A 24,609-nucleotide genomic window follows, 5' to 3' on the forward strand; every position below is an offset into this window, starting at 1 on the left:
GACGAGGAGTCGACGTGACCCAGAACAACATGGACCAGCAGTCCGCCATCGCGCAGCAGTCCGCCCAGGCCGGCAACAAGCCGGTCGCCCAGGAGAAGGCGTCGATCAGCTCCCGCATCAGCAAGTACGGGAAGTACGACCGCCTCGAGGGCTGAGTTTGAGTCGTGTTCCGGGGTGCGAGTGATCGGCACCCGCACCCCGGCACGCCTTTACAGGGAGGTTTCCTTGAGCACCGCACAGCCCGTACCGATCAGCCCGGAGCAGTTCCGCAAGGTGTTCGGGGGTGACCTCGGAGACGTCTTCCTCCTGGTCACGTCGCCGGGCGTGCGCAGTGCGCTCACCATCGAGAACAGCGCCACCCCGGTACAGGAATTCAACTGGACCGGCCCCGATTCCCGCGCGGGCCTGATCGCCGAGATGGCCGCCATCCGCGCTTCCGGCCGCCGCGCCTCCGTCCTGTGGATCGCCGACGACGAGTTCGTCCACTTCGACGACGAAGACCTCGTGGGCATGGCCATGGGCGCCTTCTCCAGCTTCTCGGTGCCCTTCTCCGAGGAGAGCCTGCGCAACAACATCCGCGTCGTGGCCGATGTCGACTACGAGCGCGAGCTCGGCATCGAGGAGGAGTTCCTGACCCTCCTCGACCAGGCCGACGACATGCTCTTCCTCGGCCGCGAGTTCGGCACCGAGGCCGTCTTCCAGCACCAGCTCTCCGAGCACTGGTTCTCGCTGCACGGCCCGCTCCTGCCCGGCCAGCAGGTCGTCCTGCCCACCGGCGAGCTCAGCTCGCTGGTCAACGCCTCGGGCGAGTTCGAGCTCCACACCCACTTCACGCTGAACGGCGAGATCACCCTCCAGGGCGCCCCCATCGTCCACCGCGGCGGTCACGAGACCAGCCTCGCCGAGACGGAGCAGGTCTACCGCGACCTCGCCTCCATGGCCGACCAGCCGGCGATCATCACGCTGGCCGAGGGCCGCATCACGGCGGTCCGCCCGGCCGTCGCCGGACGCGGCGAGTTCGCCACCAACCTCGAGAAGCTGCTGGCCAAGGACGACCGCTACGCCAAGGTGCACGAGATCGGCTTCGGCACCAACACCAGCTGCGCCCCGCTGCTCCCCGGCAACCACTTCGCCAACGAGCGGCACCCCGGCGTCCACCTGGGCCTGGGCCTGGGCACCTTCACGCAGTTCCACATCGACCTGATGAGCACCGCCATCGACGTGCTGATGAGGGGTGTCGAAGGCAAGGACGTCGCGCTCTTCCCGGCCCTCGGGGTGGCCCCGGCACGGATCGCCGCCGGGGTCTGATCCCAGGCGTCAGTCCGACGAGAGGGTGTGCCCGGCCGCTTCCAGAGCGGTCCGGGCGCGCTCGTACTTCTCGGCCGGTACGAGTACGAGATCCGCGTCGAAGGTCGACGCGGCGAACACGCCGATCCTGGCCCCGGCCAGCGGCACCAGCACACCCGCCAGCATGCCGGGCAGGTCCAGGCCGTGGGCATCGGTCCCGTACAGCCCGCGCCAGGGACCGCTGACGGACCCGGCGCCGGCCGGCAGACGCTCGGCGCACACCACGGTGAGCCCGTCCCGGGCCCGGGTGACCGAGGACCACGGCCCGGCCGGCAGCGGGGGCACGGCCGCATCCGGGGGCAGGCGGTGCACCCACAACTGGTCAGGGAGGACGTAGAGGTGCTGCGGAACGATGGTCACGGAGAGCTCGGCCATGGGAACGACCCTAAGGGGGCGCGTTTCGACGATCAGGCCGGGTTCTGGCTCCCGCGGCTGACAGGCGCCTGCCACGAACCCCTCCTCGAGCCCGAGGCCTCGCCGGCCGCCGCCCCCGGCGGGCCCGCCACGGTCGCTCCCGAAGCCGCCGCCGCCCTGCACGCGATGACCGGCGGCGCCCCCGAGGGCATGCTGCTGCTCACCGTCGCCGCCGCCAGGATCGCGCTGGCCGGACTCACCACGGCCGGACTCACCGGGCACGGCGCGCAGGGCCGGGTGCCCGTCGTCGTACCCGCCCTCGGATCCTCCTCCGCCCAGGCGGAGTTCGCGCTGCTGGCCCCGCTGGACCCCGCCGCGCCCGCGACCTCCTTCCTGGAGGCCCTGCACGCCGAGCTGGAGCAGGCCGCCGCCCGCCCCTGGCAGGACCGGGACGCGCTGAGCGCCCGGCTGGACGCCGTCACCCCCGGGGCGTCCGCCGCCCTGTCCCAGCTCGCCGTCGTCTGCCCGGCCCTGTACGGGGACCGCGCGCCGGAGCCCCGCGCCGCACTGGTGCTGCGCGTCGAACAGGCCCCGGACGGCGGCCTGTCGGTCCGGGCCCACGGCACGGCCGCCCTCACCGGGGCCCTGCCCCGCTGCGTGGCCGCCGTACTCGAGGCCCTCGCCGCCGACCCGCGCCGGAGCCCGGCCGAGACCGACATCCTCGGCGCCCCGCTGCGCGCCGAACTCCTGGAACTGGCCGCTCTGCCCGCCCCCGCCGGATTCGCGGCCGCCACCCTCACCGGCCTGTTCGAGGAGTCCGTCCGCCGTACCCCCGACGCCGTCGCCGTCACCGGCGAGGGCCGCACCCTGACCTACCGGCAGCTCGCCGCCGAGGCCGGGCGGGCCGCTGCCGCGCTCACCGCACGCCACGGCATCGGACCCGGCGACGCGGTGGGCGTGCTGGCCCCGCGCGGCGCCGGTCTCCTCACCGCCTTCCTCGCCGTCCTGCGCACCGGCGCGGCCGTCGTCCCCCTCGAACCCCGCCAGCCCGCCGCCCGCATCGCCCTGCTGGCCCGCCTGAGCGGCGCCCGGCTCGCACTGCGCGCCGAGGGCGTCGGCCCCGCCGACGCGGAACTGCCCGTACCGGTGGCCGGACTCGACGACCTGCTCGCCGACGAGGCGGTGGAAGGGGCTGCGGACGCAGCCGAGCCCGGCGCCCCCGCGATGATCCTGTTCACCTCCGGATCCACCGGAACCCCCCGGCCCGTCGCGGTGTACCACGACCAGCTGAGCCACAAGATGCTCACCGGGGCCCGCGAGATCGGCATCGACGCGCGGACCCGTACCGCCATGCTCTCCGCGGTCACCTCCGACGCGACCGCCTTCCAGGTCTTCGCCACGCTCCTCGCGGGCGGCACCCTCGTCGCCGTCGGCGACCCCGACCGGCTCGACCCCGACGCGCTGTGGACGCGGGTGCACAGCGGCGAGGTCAACCTCGTCAACTGCGTGCCCGGACTGTTCTCGGTGCTCCTGCGCGCCCTGCCCGAGGGCGGCGAACTCCCGCTGCGCCACCTCCTGCTGGGCGGCGACACCATCCCGCGCGGCCTGCTGCCGCGCACCGCCGGCCGGCTGCGCATCGGCACCTTCGCGAACCTGTACGGACCCAGCGAGGCCACCGTCGAGGCCAGCATGTTCATCCGGGAGGGCGCGCTCGCCCAGCGGCTCGACCGGGTGCCGGTCGGCCGTCCCTCGCCCGGCTACGGCGTCTTCGTGGTCACGCCCTCCGGGGAACTCGCCCCGCCCGGCGTACCGGGCGAGATCCAGATCGCCGGACCCGGCGTCGCCCCCGGCTACCGGGGTGACGCCGAGGCCACCGCCGTCCGCTTCGGACGCTCCCCGCACGCCGGCGACGCCCGCGTCTTCCGTACGGGGGACCAGGGCCGCTGGAACGCCGAGGGCGAACTGGAGTTCCTGGGCCGCTCCGACGGGCAGGTGCAGATCTTCGGCACCCGGGTGGAGACCGGCGAGGTCGAGCAGACCCTGGTCCGGCACCCCGGCGTGGTCGAGGCCGTGGTCGTGCCCCGCACCGCAGCCGACGGCACCGTGACCCTGCACGCCTGGTACGTGGCCCACCGCAGCGCTTCCGATTCCCCGGTCGAGCCCGCCGCACTGGCCGACTGGCTGCGCGAACGGCTGCCCGCGACGATGCTCCCGGCCGGCCTGCACCGGCTCGGCACCCTGCCGCTCACCGTCCACGGCAAGGTGGACCGGGCGGCGCTCCTCGCGCTCCCCACGGCCGCGCGGGGTCCCGTATGGCAGCCCACCGACCCGGTGGAACGCCTGGTCCACGAGGCCTGGACCGAGGTGCTGGGCCGCCCGCCGCTCTCCGCCGACGAGGACTTCTTCCGGGCCGAAGGACACAGCCTGTCCGCCGTCCAGCTCGTCGCCACGCTCTGCGAGGGCACCGGCCGCCCCGACGCCGCCCGGGTCCACGAGGTGTTCGACCTGCGCACCCCGGCCGCGCTGGCCGCCGTACTGCGCGAACGCGGGGCGCTGCCCCGAAGCCGCGCCGCGGGCGCCGCGGCCGCGCCGGCCGCCCCGCGCGGCGGGGACACCTTCCCCGCCTCCAACGCCCAGCGCCGGATGTGGCTGCTGGACCGGATGGACGAGTCGCCCGTCCCCCCGTACACGATGGTCGAGGCCTACCGGCTCGACGGCGTCGTCGACGAGCCCCGGCTCGCGGCCGCCGTCGACGCGCTGGTGGCCCGGCACGCGTCCCTGCGCACCGTCCTGCGCCAGACCCCCGAGGGCCTGACCCAGGTCATCCTCGACCCGCCCGTCGGCGTCCTGCGCACCGAGCACGACACCACGCCGGACGAGGCCTTCGCGCGGGCCTGCCACCACCGCTTCGACCTCGCCGAGGGCCCGCCGGCCGAGGTCTCCTGGATACCCGACGGCCCGGCCGGCGGCGTCCTGCTCTTCACCGTGCACCACGCGGTGTGCGACGGCTGGTCCTTCGGCCTGCTGATGCGCGACCTGGTGCGCTCGCTGACCGGCCCGGCCGGCGACCCGGAGCCCGCCCCCGCGTACACCGAGCACACCGAACGGCTCGCCGCCCGGCTGGCGGGCCCGGCGGGCGAGGCGCACCGCGCGTACTGGCGGGAGCGGCTCGCCCGGCTGCCCGAGCCGCTGGAACTGCCCGCCGACCGCCGCCGCCCGGCCGCCCGCAGCGCCGCGGGCGGCACCGTACGCCTCAGCCTCGACCCGGAACTGGTCTACGCGCTGGGCGAACTGTGCCGGGAGAACGCGGCCACCTCCTTCATGGGCTTCACGGCGGCGCTGCGGGTGCTGCTGTGGCGGCTGTGCGCGCAGCCGGACGTCCTGCTGGGCTCCGTCGTCGCGGGCCGGCCCGACCGGCGCGCCGCCGAGACGGTCGGACTGTTCGCCAACACCGTCGTCCTGCGCACCCCGGTGGAGACCGGCGGCTCCTTCCGCGAGCTGCTGGCCGCCGTACGCACCACCGCGCAGGAGGCGATGACCCACCAGGAGTACCCCTTCGAGCAGCTCGTCGAGGACCTCGCGCTGCCCCGCGACCCCAGCCGCAACCCCGTCTTCGACGTGCTCGTCGAGACCGCCCTGGACGACGGCGTCACGGGCGGACCGGGCCTCGCCGTCCGTCACCTCCCCTTCGAACAGCCGGTCAGCGACTTCGACCTGGCCTTCAGCTTCCGCGACGGCCGGGCCGGGGCCGCCGGTGAGCTGTGGGTCGGCTACACCGACGACCTCTTCGACCGCGACAGCGCCCGGCGCACGGGGGAGCGGCTGATCCACCTCCTCAGCGGTCTGGTCGCCCGCCCGGACGCCCCGCTCGCCGAGGTCCCCGTGCTGCCCGCCGCCGAACGGCGGTTCCTGCTCGACGAGGTCAACGAGACCGCCGCCCCCTTCCCCGAGCACCGCACCCTCCTGGACCTGGTCGAGGAGCAGACCGCCGCGGGCCCGGACCGGCCCGCCGTCGTGCACGGCACCACGGTCCTCACCTTCGCCGAGCTCGACGCCCGCGCCGAAGCCGTCGCCGCACGGTTGCGGGAGGCCTGCGCCGCGGGCCCCGGCGCACTGGTGGCCGTGGTCACCGAGCGCACCGAGTGGATGGTGGTGAGCGCGCTCGCCGTCCTGAAGACCGGCGCCGCGTTCGTCCCCCTGGACCCGGAACAGCCCGGCGACCGGCTCGCCTTCGCCCTCGCCGACAGCGGGGCCCTCGCGGTGCTCGCCGACGGCGGCTACCACGCCAAGGCATCCGCCCTGACGACCCTGCCGGTCCTCGACCCGCGCACCGCCGCGGCGGGCGGGGGAGCTCCGGCCGTGCTGCCCCCGGCGCCCCGGGCCACCCCGCGCGACCTCGCGTACGTCATCTACACCTCGGGGTCCACCGGCCGCCCCAAGGGCGTCATGATCGAGCACCGGGGCATCGTCAACACCGTCCACTACCGGGCCGGCTACTACGGGTTCGGGCCGGACGCGGCCGTGCTCCAGGTGCCGCCGCTGCACTTCGACAGCGGGGTCAACGACATCTTCTCCGCGCTGATCGCCGGCACCCGGGTCGTGGTCCTCGGCAAGGACCGCCTGCTCGACGTCGAGCACGTGGCCGAGGAGATCGGGCGCAACCGGGTCACCCACATCATGCTGGTCCCCAGCCTCTACCAGCTGATGCTGGAACGCTGCGCCCCCCGGCTGGTCTCGGTCCGCCAGATCGTCCTGGTCGGCGAACGGCTCCCCGAGGCCCTCGCCGCCCGCCACGCCGAACTGCTCCCGGACACCGTCCTCTACAACGAGTACGGGCCCACCGAGGACAGCGTGTGGACCACCGTCCACAAGATCACCGACCCGGGCGCGGACGTCCTGATCGGCCACCCCATCGCCAACAAGACCGTCGACGTCATCGACGCACACGGGGACCTGGCCCCGGTCGGCGTCCCCGGCGAGCTGTGCATCTCCGGCGCCGGCCTGGCCCGCGGCTACCTCGGCAACGCGGAGCTGACGGCCGACCGGTTCACGCCCCACCCGCTGCGCCCCGGCCGGCTCATGTACCGCACCGGCGACCGCGCCGCCCGCCGGCCCGACGGCAATCTGCTCTTCCTCGGCCGCATAGACGACCAGGTCAAGATCCGCGGCCAGCGGGTCGAGCCGGGCGAGGTGGCGGCCGTTCTGGCCGGGCACCCGGACGTACGGCGCTGCGCGGTCCTGCCGGTGCCCGACGAGCGCGGCGAACTGGGCCTGGTCGCCTACGTGGTGGGCGCGGCCGTTCCGCGCGTCCTGCGGGCCTACCTCACCGAGCGGCTGCCCGCCGCGATGGTGCCCGGGACGTACGTGGAGATCGCCGAGCTCCCGCTGAACCCGAACGGCAAGCTCGACCGCCGTGCGCTGCCGGCTCCGCCCCGCGGGGAAGCCGCGGCGCGCCCCGGCCTGAACCCCACCGAGGAGCGGGTGGCCAAGGTCTGGACGGACGTGCTCGCCGTGCCCGTCACCGACCTCGACGCCGACCTGTTCTCCCTCGGCGGGCACAGCCTGACCGCCGCCCGCCTCGCCGCCGCCCTCCAGGAGGAGTTCGGCGTACGGGTCCCGCTGGTCACCGTCTTCCAGCAGCAGACCGTACGGGCCCTCGCGGCCGTGCTCGAGACGCCGGACACCGCCCCGTCCGCCCCGTCCGCCACACCCGCCCCGCCTGTTCCGCCGGCCCCGGAGCTCGCGCCCGCCCGCGACGGCGCCGTGCTGCCGCTCTCCCGCGCCCAGCGCCGGATCTGGATGGCGGCCCGCACCAGCCCCAGCCCGGTCGCCCTCAACATCAGCGACGCCGTACGGGCCGGCCGGCCGCTGGACACCGGCCTGCTGCGGGCGGCCGTCACCGCCCTGGCCGAGCGGCACGAGGTGCTGCGCACCCGGGTGGCCGTCGTCGACGGCACCGCCCGGCAGATCGTCATGGACCGGCTCCCGGACGGGCCGCCGCTGTCCGTCGTCCGCGTCGACCCCACGGACGAGGCGGTCGCCGCCGCGGTCACCGCCGCCCACGACACGCCCTTCACCCTCGCCACCGGACCGCTGTTCGCCGTCCGGCAGCTGACCGGCCACCCCGCCGGCGACGTGCTGGCGATCACCGCCCACCACCTGGTCTACGACGGCGACAGCGCCGCCATCGTCGCCCGCGACCTGCTCGCGGCGTACGACGCCCTCGAGGCGGGGGCGCGGCCCTGGGACGGCCGCCCCGCCCGCCCCTACCGCGACTGGGTGGCCGAGGAGGCCGCCTGGCTCGAGGGCCCCGAGGCCGCGGGCCAGCGCGCGTACTGGACCCGCACCCTCGCCGGGCCGCTGCCCCGGCTCGACCTGCCGGGCACCGGATCCCGCGAGGGCGCCGGACGCCAGGGCGCGGGACTGGTCCGGCGGGCGCTGCCCGCCGCCGTGCTGCACGCCGCGGCCGAAAGCGGCGCCGCCACCCCGTTCACCGCCCTGCTCACCGCCTGGGCGCTCGCACTGCACCGCCGCTCCGGCAGCGCCGAGGTGGTCATCGGCTGCCCGGCCGGCACCCGCGACCGCGCGGACATGGCCGAGGTGGTCGGCTGCTTCGTCAACGCCCTGCCGGTGCGGCTCGCACCCGGCACGGCACACAGCACCGCCGAACTGCTGACCCAGGTGCGCGACCGGCTCGCCGAGGCGTACGACAACGCCCGCTTCCCCTTCGACACCACCGTCGTGGAGATCGCGGAGCGGCCGGCCCCCGGCCGCCGCCCCGTCTACGACGCCGGACTGAGCTGGGAGACGGCCGAACGCTTCGAGGACGGGCCCGAGTTCCTCCCCGCGGACCCCTCGCAGGCCCCGCTCAGCGACGACCTGCGGATCTACGCGAGCGAGCACGACGGCCGGGTCCTGCTCGAACTCGTCCACGACCGGGCGCTGTTCACCGAAACCACCGCACGGGAGCTGCTCGACGAGGTGGTCGGCATCCTGCGATGCCACCCGAACTGGTACCTCGCCGCCGCGCAACGGCCCGCGGCGCACCGCGAAACCTCCTGCACCGAGGAAACCGACAGACTGCAACCCGCAGGGAGCGTACGGTCATGACCGCAGCACCCATCAGTTTTCCCGTGACGCGGGACCCGGCCACCGCGGCCACGGCGCTGCGGCCCCGGCTGACCCGCGGGGGCGTCCCCGGGCACACCAGGCGCAGCCTGCCCCTGCCCGCCACCTCCCGCACCGCCCTGCGCGGGGCTGGCGGGCACCCCGTGGACGAACTGGTGCTGCTGTGCGCGGCGGCGGCCCTCGCCCTGGCCGCCGCGGAGGACACCGACACCCCGGCCCTGACGGTCACCGGCCCCGCCGGGCCCGTCGGCGTCACCGTCACCACCGCCCCGGCCGGCGGCCAGGACGACGGCACCGCCGGAGCCCTGCTGCGGCGGATCCGCGACGAGCTGCTCGTCGCCCGCCCCGCCGGAGCCCGCGCCGGGACCCTCACCGTCGCCGCCGAGGGGACGGCCCGGCCCGCCCCGGCCGGCGAGGCGCTGCTGCTCACCCTGGAGGGCGCCGGCGAGGACCGCACCCTGCACGCGGACGTGGACACCGGGCGCTGCGAGACCTGGTTCGCGGACGCCGTGCTGCGGGTCGTCGCCCACCTGCTGGCCCAGCTCGGCGACCCCGGCCGCGAACTCGCCGCCCTCACCCTGGCCGACGCCACCGACCGGGAGACCGTCAAGGGCTGGGGCCGGGCCGGATTCTGGCCGCCCGCCACACCGGCCACCCTGCTGGAGCGCCTGGACCGCGGCCACCAGGCGGGCGGCGACAGCCTGGCCGTCGTCACCGGCGGGGGAGCGGCCGAGGGCCCCGCCGAACTGGGCCACGCCCAGCTGCGCGCCGAGTCCGTGCGCGCCGCCCGCCGCCTGCACCACGCGTACGGGGTCGGCCGCGGCGACCGGGTCGCCCTGCTGGTCGGCAAGGGCCGCCACGCGCTCACCGCGCTGCTCGGCACCGTCCGGACCGGCGCCGCCTACGTACCGCTGGACCCGGCGCAGCCCGAGGAGCGGCTCGCGGCCGTCCTCGCCGACGTCGGCGCGGCCGCCCTGGTGGCCGAGCCCGAACACCTCGAACTGGCCCGCGCGCTGGCCGGGCGCACCGGCCTGCGCCTGCTGTCCGCCGCCGACCTGGCCGCGGACACCGCCGACCTGGCCGCCCTGCCGGAGGAGGAGCCCGAGCCGCCGCGCCCCGAGGACACGGCGTACGTCATCTACACCTCCGGGTCCACCGGGCAGCCCAAGGGCGTCGTCATCCGCCACTCGGCGATCGACAGCTACCTCGCCTGGAAGCACGACTACCACCGGCTCTCCCCCGACACCTGCCTGCTCCAGGTGCCCGCGCTGTCCTTCGACAGCTCCGTCTCGGACGTCTTCTCCGTGCTCGGCGCGGGCGGCGCCCTGGTCCTGATCGACGGCGTGCGCCGGCTCGACGGCGCCCACCTGCGCGGGCTCGCCGAGCGGTACACGGCCACCCACGTCACCCTCGTGCCCAGCCTCTACGCCGCCGTGCTCGACGAGCTGGCCGCCGCCCGCACCCTGCGCGTGGTCACCGTCGCGGGCGAGGCCATGCCCGGCGAACTCGTCGCCCGCCACCAGCTCCAGCTGGCGCGCACCCGGCTGATCAACGAGTACGGGCCCACCGAGAACTCCGTCGGGGCCACCGCCTTCGACTACCCCGCGCACCCGCTGCCCGGCACGCCGATCGGCTGGCCGCTGTCCCACACGGCCGTCGAGGTGCTCGACGGCGCGGACCGGCCGGTGCCCCCCGGCTTCCCCGGCCAGCTGCACTTCTCGGGCCCCGGCCTCGCCGACGGCTACCTGCACCGGCCGGAGCTCACGGCGGCGGCCTTCCCCGCCGCGCCGGAGCAGCCCGGCGGCCGGCGCTACCGCTCCGGCGACCGGGGCTGGTGGCAGCCCAACGGCACCCTGCAGTTCCTCGGCCGCGCCGACGACCAGGTCAAGATCCGCGGCAACCGGGTCGAACTCGGCGACGTGGAGGCCGCCCTGGCCGCCCTGCCCGCCGTGGAGGCGGCCGTCGCCGTCGTCTGCCGGGGCGCGGGCGACCGGCCCTCGCTCGTCGCCTTCGTCACCGGCCCCGCCGCCGCGACCACCGCGGACGTCCACGCGTACGCGGGCACCGTGCTGCCCGCGCCCCTGGTCCCGGACCGCATCCTGCCGCTGGACCGGGTGCCGCTCACCACCAACGGGAAGATCGACCGGCGGGAACTGGCCGAGCGCGCCCAGGCGGCCGCGCCGGCCGACGAGCCCGTGCCGGCCGAGGCGCCCGAGTCCCCGCAGAGCCTGGAGGAGCGCGTCGGCGCCGTCTTCCGGGAGATCCTCGGCGTCGACGAGATCGGCCCCGACGACAACTTCTTCGCCTGCGGCGGCCACAGCCTGCTCGCCATCGACGTCATCGCCGCCCTCGAACAGCGCCACGGCCTGGTCCTGGGGATCGACGAACTCCTCGACGGCCCCTCGGTCAACGAGGCCTGCGCGGCCCTGCGCGGCCGCGGGGCGGACGACGGCGGCCCCGGGGCGGCCGCCCCGGCCGAGGAGGGCGAGGACCACCCACTGTCCGCCGCCCAGCGCCAGCTGTGGACCCTCGCCCGGCTCGACGACGGCGCGGACAGCGTCCACCACCTCACCGACGTCTTCCGGATCGACGGGCCGCTGGACGAGCGCCAGGTCGCCCAGGCCCTCGCCGACGAGGCCGCCTGCGCGCAGCTGCTGCGCGCCCGCTTCTTCGTCCGCGACGGCGAACCCCGCCAGCGCTTCGTCTACGGGGACCGGCCGCCGCTGACCGTCCTGTGGCCCGCACCCGGCACGGACACCGCCGCGACGCTGCGCGGCGAGGCCCGGCGCCCCTTCGACCTGGAGCGGCAGCCGCCGCTGCGCGCGGTCCTGCTGCGGCTCTCCCCGACCAGCGCGCTCCTCGCGCTGACGGTCCACCACATCGCCTGCGACGGCGAATCCGCCGTCCTGCTGGCCGACCGGGTCTTCGCCCGGCTGCGGGCGCTGCGCACCGGCGCGGCCGCCCCCCGGCCCGCCGACGGCAGCTACCTCACGCACATCGCCCGCGAGGCCGCCGCCCTCGCCGGCCCCGAGGCGGAGCGGGACCGCGCCCACTGGCACACCGAGCTGGCCGGCCCGCTGCCCTTCCCGCTGCTGCCGGCCGACGGCGAGCGCGGCGCCGCGCCCGGCCCCGGCGGCTCGAGCCGGATCCGGCTCTCCGCAGGCGACAGCCGGGCCGTACGGACGCTGGCGCGCACCTGCGGCACCAGCATGTACGGGACCGGGCTGACCGCCCTGGCCGAGCTGCTCCAGCGGTTCACCGCGGAGCGCCGGATCCTCGTCGGCACGCCCGTCACCCGCCGCGACGATCCCTCGTACGCGGGCGTGATCGGTCCCTTCCTCAACACGGTGGTGCTGACCTGCGAGGTGGCAGCGGACCTCGGCTTCGCCGAGCGCGCCGCCGCCACCCGCTCCGCCGTGGCCTCGGCCATGGCCCACCGGTCCCACCCCTTCGAGCGGCTCGTGAACGAGCTGCCGGGAGCCCGCGACGGCGGCCGCACGCCGCTGTTCACGGTCATGTTCACCGCCGACGAGCGCGGCGCGGCCGGCACCGGCGACGGCAGCGAACTGGACGCCGGGCCCGGACTGACCGTACGGCGGGAGCAGTACGCCGATCACGCGGCCGAGTTCGAACTCAGCTTCCACCTCGACAACTCCGCCGAGCTCCTCGAGCTCACCGCCGAGTACGACGGCGCGCTGTTCAGCGCCGCCCGCGCCACCCGGCTGCTGCGGCACTGGGCCGACCTGCTGCTGCGCGCCGCCGCCGACCCCGGCCGCACCCCGGCCGGTACGCCGCTGCCCGACGCGGAGAGCGCGGAACTGGCCGCGCTGGCCGACAACTGCGCGGACCGCCCCGGCGCCCGGATCACCGACGCCGCCGGGCGGCCCGTACCGGTCGGCGTCCCCGGCGACCTGAGCACCGGAGCCGGGGCGACCGGGCTGCGGGCCCACTGGTCGGAGCGGGGCGAGCTGGTGCCGCGCGGCCGCGCCGGGCGCCTGGTGCCCGACCCGGACCGCCCCGGCACCCACCTCGACCCGGCCGAGGCCGAACTGCTGCTGCTGGCCCACCCGTCGGTGCGCGCCGCCGAGGTCCGCGCCGCGGCTCCCGGCGAGCCGGGGCCCCTGACCGCCCACGTCACCGCGCACCCCGGGCACACCGTGAGCCCCGGAGCGCTGCGTACCCTGCTGCGCCGGGCGCTGCCGCTGCGGCTGACCCCGGCGACGGTCCACGTCACGGCGGAAGCGGACCAGCAGACGCAGACGCAGACGCCCGCCCCGGCTCCGGCGCAGGTGGCGCCGCCGGTCGCGCAGCCCGCCGCGGGTCCCGTCGAACTCGTCGCGCAGGCCGTCGCCGAGGCGCTCGGGCACGCGCGGGTGGGGCCGGACGAGGACTTCTTCGACCTCGGCGGCGGGTCCCTGGACGCCGTCGCCGTGGCCGCCCGGCTGCGGATCGCCCTCGGCCGGGACGTGTCGCCCCGGCTCGTGTTCGACTCCCGCACCCCGGCAGCCATCGCCGAGGCCATCGCGGCGGTCACCCCCGCCCCCGGCCAAGCCGCCGCCCCCGATCAGGCCACTGCCGTCGGGCACGACGACGGGCCGGTACGCGGATCGGTCACCGGCCCCGCACCGCTCAGCACCGAACAGACCGAAATCTGGCAGGCCCTGCAAGGCGGCGCCGCCCCGGCCGCGTTCGTCGTGTTCGAGGCGCTGCGCGTCACCGGCCGGACCGTCGACCCGCACGCCCTGCGGCAGGCGGTCGAGCACACCGCCGCCCGCCACGACGCCCTCACTTCCCGGCTCGTCGTCACCGGCGCCGGACCCCGGTGGCAGCCGCTGACCGTGCCCCGCACCGGCTGGGCCGAGGACGACCTCTCGGCGCTACCCGAGGCCGACCGGGCCGCCGCACTCGACGCACTGGCCCAGCGCCACCTGGAGCAGCCCTTCGACCTCGCGGCCGGGCTGCTGCTGCGGGCCCGGCTGGTACGCCTGGCCGACCACGAGCACGTACTGCTGCTCGCCGTGCACCACATCGCCGTCGACGGCCGCTCCATGGAGCTGCTGGTACACCAGACGGCCGCCGCCTACGAGGAGTTCGCCGCCGGAGGCTGGCCCGCGGACCCCGCCGGTGAGCCCCCGCTGCGGCTGGCCGACGTGGCCCGCTGGCAGCAGGAGCGCACCCCGGCCGATGCGGACGGCGACTGGCGCCGTGCGCTGGCCGCGGGCCCGCCGCCGCAGCTCCCGCTGCCGTACGACCGGCCCCGCCTGGTGCGCGGCGCGCTGATGCCGACGGAACTGCCCTTCGCGTTCCCGGCCCCCGGCGCCGGGTCCTTCGGCCGCGCCGACGGCCTGAGCCCGTTCACCCTCGGCCTCACCGCGCTGGTCGCGGCCCTGGCCCGGGGCGGCGAGGACACGGGCGGGACCCCGGACGAGGTGTGGCTCGCCACGGTCCTGAGCACCCGGTCCCGGCCCGGCCTCGCGGACGTCGTCGGTCCGCTCACCGGCACCGCCCTGCTGCGCGTGCCGATCGCGGGCGCCCGTACCCACCGCGAGCTGGCCCGCGCCGTCGGGCACGCCCTGCTCGCCGCCCACGACGACCCGGCCGCGGCCCTGGGCGCCGTGGCCGGCCTCGCCGAGGGCGAGTTCGGCGTGGACCGGGCCCGGCTCAGCCAGATCCTCGTGGTCGCCCAGGAGGACGCGGCCCCGGCCGCCGGCGCCCTGTTCACCCCGGACGGTTCGATCGCCGCCACCCGCCCCACCGCCACCGCCTTCGACCTCGTCTGGTCGCTGCGCACCGGTGAGGACGACGCGGACGGCGTCCTCACCTACAAGGGGGAGCTCTTCGACGACGCGACCGCGCGGGGGCTCGTGGACCGCACCCGGCAGGCCCTCGAGGCCCTGATCGCCCACCCCGACGAGCCCTGGCAGGAGCAGCGGTGACCACCTGGCGGCAGACCCTGGAGACGCTCAACGACACGGCCGCGCCCGTCCCGGACGGCCCGGTGGCCGAGCTGCTCGCCGCCCGCGCCCGCCCGTTCGCGGACCGGCCCGCCGTACTGGCCCGCGACCGGACGCTCACCCACGGGCAGCTGCACGGCCTCGCCGAGGCGCTCGCCGTGCGGCTGCGCGAGCACGGCGCGGGGCCGGGGGTCCTGGTGCGGGTCTGCCTGCCGCGCTCCGCCGAACTGGTCGTCGCCGTCCTCGCGGTGCTGCGCGCGGGAGCCGCGTACGTACCGCTGGACCCGGACCATCCGGCCGAGCGGCTCGCCCAGCTCGTCGACGGCGCCCCCGCGCCGATCACCCTGACCACGGCCCGGCTCGCCCACCTCCTGCCGCCCCAGGGCCTGATGACGGTGGACCTCGACGAGCTCGACGCGCTGTCGCCGCTCGTGGACCCCGCGCTGTCCGTACCGCCGCCGTCCGGCCCGGCGCCGGGCCCGGCCGATCTCGCGTACGTCATCCACACCTCGGGCTCCACCGGCCGCCCCAAGGGCGTGGCCATCGAACAGCGCTCCCTGGCCAACCTGCTGGAGGCCACCGCCGTCCCCTTCGGGCTCGGCCCGGACCGGCGCGTGCTGCAGTTCGCGAGCCCCGCCTTCGACGTCTCGGTGTGGGAGATCCTCGCCCCGCTGTGGGCCGGCGCGGCCGTCGTCGTCTTCGACGAGCCCGTCGCCTCCGCCGAGGCCCTGGCCGCGCTCGTCCGCGAACGCCGCGCCGACACCGTCTTCCTGCTCGCCGCGCTGCTGGCCCAGCTGGACCCGGCCGCCTTCCCGGACGTACGGACGGTCGTGACCGGCGGCGAGTCCTTCAGCCGGGCGCTGGTGGACCGCTGGGCCCCGGGCCGCGACCTGATCTACGTCTACGGGCCCACCGAGGCGACGGTGTTCCAGTCCTGGCACCGCTGCCCGCCCGGAGTCCCGGGGGAGCCGCCCACCATCGGCCGTCCCATGGCCAACCTGCGCTACTTCGTGCGCGACGCCTCGGGCGCGCAGGTCGGCCCCGGCGTCGAGGGCGAGCTGTGGATCGGCGGCATCGGCGTGGGCCGCGGCTACCTGGGCCGCCCCGACGCGGGCGCGGCACGCTTCGTGCCCGACCCCGGCGACCCCCGCCCCGGGGCCCGGCTCTACCGGACCGGAGACCTGGCCCGCCACCGCGCGGACGGCACCCTCGACTTCCGCGGGCGCGCCGACCGGCAGGTGAAGATCCGCGGCTTCCGCATCGAGCCCGGCGAGGTGGAGACGGCGCTCGCCGCACTGCCGGGCATCGCGGCCGCCGCCGTCGTCGTACCCGAGGGGACGGCGCAGCCGCTGCTCGCCGGATACGTCGTCACCGACGGCCCGCTGCCCGCCGACTGGCGGGCCCGGCTGGCGCAGCGGCTGCCCTACTACATGGTGCCGGCGGCCGTGATCCCCGTGGAGCGGATGCCCAGCACCCCCAACGGGAAGATCGACCGCCGCGAACTGGCCGCCCGGCCGCTGCCGGACACCCCCGCCGGGCAGCCGTCCGGTGACGCCGGGGGCGAGAGCGGCGAAGTGGCCGACGAGGTACGGACCGTGCTGCGCGCCCTGTTCACCGAGGCGCTCGGCCGGCCCGTCGCGGACGACGGCGACTTCTTCCTCCTCGGCGGCACCAGCCTCAAGGCCGCCTCCCTGGCCGCGGCGGCCGCACGGCGGCTGTCCGCGCCGGTGCGGATCCGCGACGTGTTCGACTGCCCGAGCGTCGCCGCCCTCGCGGCGAGCCTCGCGCCCCGCGTCGGCACCGCCGCCACCGGCGCCGACTCCCCGGCCGCGACCGCCGGGGCCCCGCAGCGCGCCTCCGCGGTCCAGCGCTGGCTCTGGCTGGAGGACCGCACCCGGTCCGCGGGGACGGCGGGCACCGCCGCCTACCACGTGCCGATGCTGCTGGACTGCCACGGCGCCGCCGATCCCGCGGCGCTGCGCGCCGCCTTCGCCCGGCTCCAGGAACTCCAGCCGCAGCTGCGCACCGTGTTCCGCGAGGAGCGGGGGGAGCCGGTACCCGGCCCCGCGCCCGAGCCCGCCCGCCTCGAGGTCCTCGACCTGCCCGACGAGCCCGCCCGCGAGGCCGTCGTACGGGAGTGGTCCCACCGGCCCTTCGACCTGGCGGCCGGGCCGCTGGTGCGCGCGGCCCTGCTGCGCCGGCCGGGCGGCCGCGACCGGCTGCTCGTCGTCCTGCACCACATCGTCGCCGACCAGACCTCGCTCGAGGTCGTCGCCCGCGCCCTGGCCGGGGCCGGGGGGCACGCGGCAGAAGCCGCCCCCGAGCTGCCCGTCCCCGGGCCGCACGAGCAGTCGTACGACATGCAACTGGACTACTGGAAACGGCAGTTGACCCCGGCATCCGATCCGCTCCCGCTGCCCGTGGACCATCCGCGCAACGGCCCGGCCGGGCGCGGCACCGCCGTCACCTCCGTCCGTCTCGGCCCTGAGGAGCTCGGTGCGCTGGAGGAGCTCGCGCGCGGCCACCGCACCGGCCTGTTCGGCGTACTGGCCGCAGCCGTGGCCGCCACCCTGCACGAAGCGACCGGCGCCGCCGACATCAGCCTCGGCACCGCCGTCAGCCGCCGCCCTGCCCTCGGCCGGGCCGACGCGGTGGGCTGCCTGGTCAACACCGTGGTCCTGCGGACCGCAGTCCACGGGGAGCTGCCCTGCGCGGAGCTGATCGCGGACCTCGCCGACAAGACGGTCGGCGCGCTGGACCACGGCGGGCTGCCCTTCAGCGAGCTGGTCGGCGCCCTGGACCCGCCGCGCCGCCCGGGGCGCAACCCGCTCTTCGACGTGTGGGTGACCCTCTGGGACGAGATCGACACCGGGCCGGGGGAGCTGCGGCTGACGGGCGGTCCGATCCCGCTGGACGAGGGGCTTTTCGACCTCTCGTTCCAGTTCGCGCGTTCCCCGCGCGGCCTGAGCCTGCTTCTCCAGTACGACCGCGCACTCTACGAACCGGGCACGGCCCGGGACCTGGCCGAGAAGGCCGCCGATGCCGCGCGCCGGCTCACAACGGCCGGTCCGCAGGCCCGGGTCTACTCGCTCGCACCCCCGGCCCCGGCGCCGCAGAGCCCCACCGGCGGCCCGGCGTTCGCGGGATTCTCCTGGGGCGCTCCCCGACCCTGAACCCCGGACTCGGCCGTGTGGCGCGCCCCGGGTCAGCCGGTGCGGCGGTAGCTGGTCAGCAGCATGTCGCGGTAGCCGTACGCGCGGCCGGCCGCCGGGTCCAGGCGCACCGGTTCGGTGCCGTGCAGGATGCGGCGGTCGTCCGCGTACAGCGAGTCCAGCGGCGCGGCCAGCAGCGGCCGGGCCAGCGGGCGCTCGGCCGGATCGCAGATGATGCTGCGCCCGCCGGTCACCCCGGACCGGCCGATCAGGTGCAGCGAGATGTAGTCGAAGCCGTCCCGGTGCACGCCCTCGGGGGAGGGCAGCCCCTCCTCCTGGGCCGTGGCCCGGATGCGCACCAGATGCACGTCCAGCTCCCAGTCCAGGGTCCGCCCGGCCTCCGCGCCGGCCAGCTCGGAGAACACGCCGACGCCGTGCAGCAGCAGCCGCTGCAGGAACGGGTTGACCCGTATCGCCCCGGTGACGGGCGCGAACCAGCGCGGCGAGCCGCCCGCGAACGGGTTCACCTCGGCGCTCTGGTGGTAGGGGCCCGGCGGATGCGCGCGCAGCACCCCCGCCGAGGCGGCCCGGTGGGAGTAGCGGACGTGGCGGCGGAAGCGGTACGCCCCGCCGTCGGCCAGGTATCCGTCCGGCTCGAGGTTCTCGTAGGCCTGGCTCAGCTGCCGGAACGCCTGAGCCCCGGAGCCGGCGTCGAAATCGGTCCCAGGGGCGAACACCCAGCCGTGCTTGCGGATCCCCTCCCCGATGTCCGTGCGGGTCAGCGGGCCGGGAAGAACTGCGGAGGGCATGTGAGGTCTCCTTGCGTCAGCCTCGTCGAATACGGAGAAATTCGGCCGGACGGCATGGGAAGTCGACCCTGAGTCGCCCGTCGGCCGGTTTCCCGATCGATTCCGGCTCGCCGCCGAGAGTCGTGTTCTGTATCTTCGGTGGGTGCGAGTCGAGCGTGTTGCCGTAGCCGCTGTAGGTCGGTGAGCTGCATCGACTGGCTCCGTTCGCTCGTTCTCGGTCCTGCCCGAAGAAATGGAAAAGGAATGCACAAAACGCAGGGACGGCGTCGTGGGAATTTCGCCCGCTGCCCTGTGGCTCGAATTGGATATTCGCTCTTCCTAGGCCTGTCGGTCATCTGCATAATGGCCTGGTGACTTTCTATACTGCGGCGCTCGAGTCGGAGTCGAGACCGGTGGACCGGTGCACCGCACCCGCCGTCGAGCTCCCCTTCTGGGGCCGGCTGCGGCCCGAGGTCTGCGCGCTGCGGGGCAACGCCACCGGCACCGCGCAGTTCTACCTCTGGGACCGGGCCGGCGGAGGGATCCGCCAGCTCACCGACGCCCCGCACGGTGTCGAACTCGGCCTGCTCGACCCGGCCGGACGCTGGCTGTGGTGGTACCACGACGAGGACGGCACCGAGCACGGCACCTGGATGCGGGCCCCGCTGCGCGGCGGTCCCGCCGTCCCCGCCCTGCCCGGCGTCCCGCCCGGCACCCCCGAGGGCCTGGCCGTCGGCGCCTCGGGCCTGGCCGTCGCCGGGGTCACCGCCGCGGACGGCCGTACGGACATCCACCTGCTGCGGGCCGGCGCGGACCGGGCCGAGGTGCTGTACGGCGCGGACACCCCGCTCTACCTCGGCGGCCTCAGCGACGACGAGGCGTACGTGCTGGTGCTGCACGCCGAGTACGGCGATCCGCAGCGGCCCTCGCTGCGCGTACTGGACCAGGGCGGCGCGCTGGTGGGGGAGCTCCGCGACTGGCCGCACAGCGGGCTGCACGTCGTGCCCTACGGCTCCCCCTTCCTGCCCGGCGGCCGGCTCGTGCTGGCCACGCACACCCGGGGCGGGCGCCCCGCCCCCCTGCTGTGGGACCCGGTCACCGGTGAGGTGCGGGAGATCGCCACCGGCCTGCCCGGTGACGTACGCGCCCGGTTCGTGCCCGACGGCACCGCGCTGCTGCTCCACCACCGCACGCACGGGCGCAGCGAGCTCTACCGCTACCGGCTCGCCGACGGGCACCTGGAGCAACTGCCCGTGGCGCCCGGCACCGTGCACGCCGCCGTGGCCCGGCCCGACGGCGACTGCTGGTACACCTTCTCCTCGGCCTCCACCCCGCCCGTCCTGCGCGACCTCGCCGGCAAGGAGCTGCTGTCCGTTCCCGGCCCGGTCGTCCCGGCTGCCCCGGTCACCGAAGTCCCCGTGCCGCACGGGGAGCTGACGGTCCCGGCCTTCCTCAGCGTGCCGGCCGCCGGCGAAGCCCCGTACCCGACGGTCTTCCTGCTGCACGGCGGCCCGCACATCGCCGACGGGGACGAGTACAACGGCCCCGCCGCCGCCTGGAACGACGCCGGCTACGCGGTGGCCCGCGTCAACTACCGGGGCTCCGCCGAGAACGGCACCGCCTGGCAGTTCGGCCACCGCGAGGCCGTCGGGCACACCGAACTCTCCGACGTCGCCGCCGTCCGCGCCCACCTGGTCGAGGCCGGCGTGGCCGACCCGGACCGCTGCGTACTCGCCGGCAGTTCCTGGGGCGGCTACCTGACCCTGCTCGGCCTCGGCACCCAGCCCGGGCTGTGGGCCTGCGGGCTCGCCGAGGGCGCCGTCGGCGACTACCCGGCCGCCTACCGCGAGCAGTTGCACAGCCTGCGCTGGGTGGACCGGGCCATGTTCGGCGGCACCCCCCACGAGGTGCCCGAGCGCTATGCCGCCGCCTCCCCGCACACGTACGCCGACGCCGTCCGCGCACCCCTGCTGGTGCTGGCCGGCGACCACGACGCGCGCTGCCCGGTCGGCCAGATCGAGTCGTACGTACGGGCGCTGGCCGCCCGCGGCGCGGACGTCGACCTCCGGCTGCGCTCCACCGGCCACGCCAGTGCCCGCGCCGAGGTCGGCGCGGACGCCATGTCAGCACAGATCGCCTTCGTGCGGAGCCGCATCGGCGACGCCGCACCCACCGGAAAGCAGGACGCATGACCGAGCAGACCACCCCCAACAACGACGACGCCACCACCCCCGGCGACAACGCCGCCCCGGCCGCCGCCCCGGCGCCGCGCCGCCGCTTCACCGTCCAGCGCGGCGGCTGCGGCTGCGAGGGCAAGCCCTCCCCGACCGCCCAGGCCAAGCCCACGCAGGACAGCCGATGACGCCGGAACCCGACTTCGCCGCACTCGCCCCGCTCGGCTGGCGCGGCGACCTCGCCGAGGCCTGGCCCGAGCGGCTGGCCGCACTCGACGGGGCCGCACCCGGCCAGACCCGCTTCGCCGGCCGCGTCGGCCAGGTCGACCGCGGCGCCGCCACCGTGCTGACCCCCGACGGCGAGCTGCGCGCCCAGCTCGGCCCCCGGCTGTTCCGGGACGGCGAACCCCCGCTGGGCGGGGCCCAGCTGGCCACCGGCGACTGGGTCGTGGTGGGCGGACCCGCCCCGTACCTGATCCTCGACGTCCTGCCGCGCCGCTCGGCCTTCGTCCGCGGCACCGCGAACCGCAGGACCGAGTCCCAGATCGTCGCCACCAACGTCGACACCGTCTTCGTGGTCGCCGCCCTCACCGGCGAGCAGCGGCTGCGCCGCATCGAGCGCTACCTGGCCGTCGCCTGGCAGAGCGGCGCCCAGCCCGTCGTGGTGCTGAGCAAGGCCGATCTGCACCCCGATCCGGCCGCGGCGGCCGAGGAGGTGGAGCGCATCGCGCTCGGCTCCCCCGTCCACACCGTCTCCTCCCGCACCGGCGAGGGCCTCGACGCCCTGGACCGGTACGTCGAGCCGGGCCGCACCGTCGCCCTCGTGGGCCTGTCCGGCGTGGGCAAGTCCACGCTGACCAACCGGCTGCGCGGCGAGGAGGTGCTGTCCACCCAGGAGGTCCGATCGGACTTCAAGGGCCGGCACACCACCACGCACCGCGAGCTGGTCCCGCTGCCCGGCGGCGGCCTGCTCATCGACACCCCCGGCATGCGGGCGCTGGCCGTGTGGGACGCCGAGGAGGGAATCGACAAGGCCTTCGCGGACGTCGAATCCCTCACCGGCGACTGCCAGTTCCGCGACTGCGGCCACCAGGACGAGCCGGGCTGCGCGGTCCGGGGCGCGGTCGTCACCGGCTCCCTGGACGCGGACCGGCTCGGCAACTGGGAGAAGCTGCGCCGCGAACAGCGCATGCTGGAACTGCGCCAGGACGCCCGCGCCCGTTCCGAGGACAAGCAGCGCATCCGCACCCGGGCCCGCGCCCTGAAGAAGCGCCCCCACCGCTGACCCGGTCCCGGTTCACGGTTCCACGGCCGGGGCTCGAGCGTCCCTCAGGTCGCCCACCAGCGGCTTTTCCCCGGACCCCGGCACACTGCCGGGAGCGGCACCGCACGGGGGGAGAGCCGATGACACCGAGGCCGCAGGAACTGGTGCGGCGGGACCGGGAGCTCGGCAGGCTCCGGGAGCTGCTCGCGGTGACCCGGCGAGGCGAGGGCCGGGCCGCCCTGGTCACCGGCAGCCCCGGCACCGGCAAGAGCGCGCTCGTCCGGGCGTTCACCGCCGAGGCGGCGGCCGCCGGAGCCTTCGTGCTGCACGCGTCCGCCTCCCCGGCGGAACAGGGCATCCCGCTCGGCGTCGCCGGGCAGCTGCTCAGCGCCGTACCCGGATTCACCGGGCCCGATCCCGATCCCGACGCCGCCCTGCCGGTGGTAAGGGACGTCCTGGTGGAGCTGGCCGCCACCGCCCCGGCCGTCGTCATCGCCGTCGACGACATCGAGTACACCGACGAACTCTCCGCGCGCTGCCTGCTCCACCTGTGCGGCCGGATCGGAGCCGCGCGCATCATGCTGCTCGGCGCGGGCTCCACGTACCAGCCGCCCCACCCGCCGGCCGCCGCCCTGCCGGTCGCCGAACTCGCCCGCCACCCCCGGTGCCTGGCCATCGCCCTCACCACCCTCGACGAGGACGGCGTCGCCGGGTTCCTGCGCACCCCGTACGGCGGGGCCGTGGACCCGGCCGAGGCCCGGCTGCTCGCCTCCGCCTGGCACCGGGCCACCGGCGGGAACCCCCGGCTGCTGCACGCCCTCGCCGAGGACCGGTCCCAGTGCGGACCGCTGCGCTCCGCCCGCCCGGTGGCCTCCGCCGCCTTCAAACGGGCCGTCACCGGCTGCCTGCGCCCCGGCGGAACCCGGGACGCGGCCCGGGCGCTCGCCGTACTCGGCCGCTCCGCCACCCTCACCACGCTCGCCCGGCTGCTCGGTGTCCACGAACGGGCCGTGGGGCCGCTGATGGACGTCCTCACCGACACCGGGCTGCTGGAGTCGGGACGGTTCCGCCACGAGGCGGCGCGGGCCGCCGTACTGGAGGAACTCCCGCCCCGCGAAAGCGCCCGGCTGCACATCGAGGCCGTCGAGCTGCTGCGCGCCGACGGAGCCGGAGCCGAGACCGTCGCCCGGCACCTGGTCGCCGCCGACGGGCCGGGTCCCGCGTCCGCGCAGCCGTGGGCCGTCGACGTACTGGCCGAGGCGGCCGAGCAGGCCCTGCGGGCCGTCCGGCCCAAGGCGGCCGCGGGATTCCTCGACGCCGCGCACCGCCGCTGCCCCGACCCGGTCCGCCGGGCAGCCCTGCTCGACGCACTGGCCGGCGCCGAATGGGAGAGCGACCCCGCCGCCGTGACCCGCCATCTCCCGGCCCTCGAACAGGCCCTGGACGCGGGGAGGTTCGAAGCGGACCGGGCCGCGGGCCCGCTCGGGCTGCTGCTGTGGCACGGCCGTCCGGACGCCGCGGCCCGCGCTCTCGACACCTTCGACGCCGTCGGCGCGGGCGAGCGGGCACGCGGGCTGAGGGCCGGGGCGGCGTACGTCTACCCGGAACTGGGCCCGGCGGACGGGCAGGCCGCCGAAGCAGACCGCACGGCCGCCGTGGAACGGGCCGCCGAGGCCCTCGTATCGCGCCAGCACCCGGCTCCCGGTGTGACGGCGGCCCTGTGCGCCCTGCTGTACGTGGGCGAGAGCGACCGGGCCGAGCACTGGCACGCCTTGCTGCGCGAGACGCGGACCACGCCGGGAGCCCTGGACACCCCGGCCCGCCGGGCGGTGACCGCGGCGGCCGCCGCCCTGGTGCACGGCCGGCTGGGCCGGCACGCGGAGGCTGCCGGCGAGGCGGAGCGGGCACTGGGCCTGCTGGCGCCGGAGGCCTGGGGGATCGCCGTCGGGATGCCGCTGGCCGCGGCCGTGCTGGCCGCGACCGGGCTCGGCGACCACGAGGAGGCGGCCCGGCTGCTGCGCATCCCCGTTCCGGAGGCGATGTTCCGCACCCGCGCCGCTCCCCACTACCTGCTCGCCCGCGGCCGGTTCCGGCTCGCCGCGGAGCAGCCGGTGGCCGCCCTCGGCGATCTGCACGCCTGCCGCGACCTGATGGCCCGCTGGGGCATCGAACCCTGCGAGGCCCTCGACTGGAGCACCCCGGCGGCCCGGCACCAGGACCCCGTCGCACGGCTGAGCCGGGCGGAGCGGCGGGTGGCGGTACTGGCCGCCCAGGGCTGCACCAACCAGGTCATCGCCGCCCGGCTGTTCGTGACCGCGAGCACGGTCGAGCAGCATCTGACGAAGGTCTACCGCAAGCTGCGCGTGCGCTCGCGGACCGACCTCGCCGAGCTGGTCGGCCCGGGCCGCCCGGCCCAGGGAGTGCCGTCGTAGGGGGTGTCGTGCCGGT

At 76.4% G+C, this 24,609-nt stretch carries 11 protein-coding genes; 9 read left to right on the forward strand and 2 right to left on the reverse strand.

The annotated features are described in order from the left end of the window. Positions 1-14: 14 nt before the first annotated feature. Complete coding sequence (locus JIW86_RS40495; RefSeq protein WP_257559727.1) at positions 15-155, forward strand: hypothetical protein; 141 nt, start codon at positions 15-17, stop codon at positions 153-155. Positions 156-225: 70 nt separating this feature from the next. After that, positions 226-1,308: a hypothetical protein gene (locus JIW86_RS40500; protein WP_257559728.1), complete on the forward strand. Its 1,083-nt coding sequence runs from the start codon at positions 226-228 to the stop codon at positions 1,306-1,308. 9 nt (positions 1,309-1,317) lie between these two features. On the opposite strand, the gene JIW86_RS40505 is transcribed toward JIW86_RS40500, so the two are convergent. Continuing rightward, positions 1,318-1,722 carry an ACT domain-containing protein gene (locus JIW86_RS40505; RefSeq protein ID WP_257559729.1) on the reverse strand — a complete coding sequence of 135 codons (405 nt, stop codon included), beginning with the start codon at positions 1,720-1,722 and terminating at the stop codon, positions 1,318-1,320. On the opposite strand from JIW86_RS40505, the gene JIW86_RS40510 reads away from it, so the two are divergent. Genes JIW86_RS40510 through JIW86_RS40520 form a run of 3 tightly spaced genes read left to right on the forward strand, consistent with a single transcriptional unit; the run spans position 1,687 to position 17,956 of the window. After that, entirely contained in the window at positions 1,687-8,811 is a 7,125-nt protein-coding gene (locus JIW86_RS40510) for a non-ribosomal peptide synthetase (RefSeq protein WP_257559730.1), read from the forward strand. The genes JIW86_RS40505 and JIW86_RS40510 overlap by 36 nt on opposite strands. After that, positions 8,808-14,765 (forward strand): non-ribosomal peptide synthetase, encoded by a 5,958-nt coding sequence (locus JIW86_RS40515; protein ID WP_257559731.1) that lies wholly within the window; start codon positions 8,808-8,810, stop codon positions 14,763-14,765. The genes JIW86_RS40510 and JIW86_RS40515 overlap by 4 nt, the downstream gene beginning before the upstream one ends. Then, positions 14,762-17,956: an amino acid adenylation domain-containing protein gene (locus JIW86_RS40520; RefSeq protein WP_257559732.1), complete on the forward strand. Its 3,195-nt coding sequence runs from the start codon at positions 14,762-14,764 to the stop codon at positions 17,954-17,956. The genes JIW86_RS40515 and JIW86_RS40520 overlap by 4 nt, the downstream gene beginning before the upstream one ends. Positions 17,957-17,988: 32 nt before the next feature. Here JIW86_RS40520 and JIW86_RS40525 read toward each other — a convergent pair whose 3' ends face one another. After that, positions 17,989-18,744, reverse strand: coding sequence for a 2OG-Fe dioxygenase family protein (locus JIW86_RS40525; RefSeq protein ID WP_257559733.1), 756 nt, complete (start codon positions 18,742-18,744; stop codon positions 17,989-17,991). A gap of 350 nt (positions 18,745-19,094) precedes the next feature. Here JIW86_RS40525 and JIW86_RS40530 point away from each other — a divergent pair, with 350 nt between their 5' ends. From JIW86_RS40530 to JIW86_RS40545, 4 genes are all read left to right on the forward strand, one after another. After that, positions 19,095-20,915: a prolyl oligopeptidase family serine peptidase gene (locus JIW86_RS40530; protein ID WP_257559734.1), complete on the forward strand. Its 1,821-nt coding sequence runs from the start codon at positions 19,095-19,097 to the stop codon at positions 20,913-20,915. Then, positions 20,912-21,085, forward strand: a complete 174-nt coding sequence (locus JIW86_RS40535; protein WP_257559735.1) for a hypothetical protein — start codon at positions 20,912-20,914, stop codon at positions 21,083-21,085. Before JIW86_RS40530 ends, JIW86_RS40535 begins: the two co-directional genes overlap by 4 nt. Then, entirely contained in the window at positions 21,082-22,182 is a 1,101-nt protein-coding gene (gene rsgA, locus JIW86_RS40540) for a ribosome small subunit-dependent GTPase A (RefSeq protein WP_257559736.1), read from the forward strand. Before JIW86_RS40535 ends, rsgA begins: the two co-directional genes overlap by 4 nt. A 119-nt stretch (positions 22,183-22,301) precedes the next feature. Then, positions 22,302-24,593 (forward strand): AAA family ATPase, encoded by a 2,292-nt coding sequence (locus tag JIW86_RS40545; protein ID WP_257559737.1) that lies wholly within the window; start codon positions 22,302-22,304, stop codon positions 24,591-24,593. Positions 24,594-24,609 lie beyond the last annotated feature (16 nt).

This window comes from Streptomyces sp. NBC_00162 (assembly GCF_024611995.1).
Classification (GTDB): domain Bacteria; phylum Actinomycetota; class Actinomycetes; order Streptomycetales; family Streptomycetaceae; genus Streptomyces.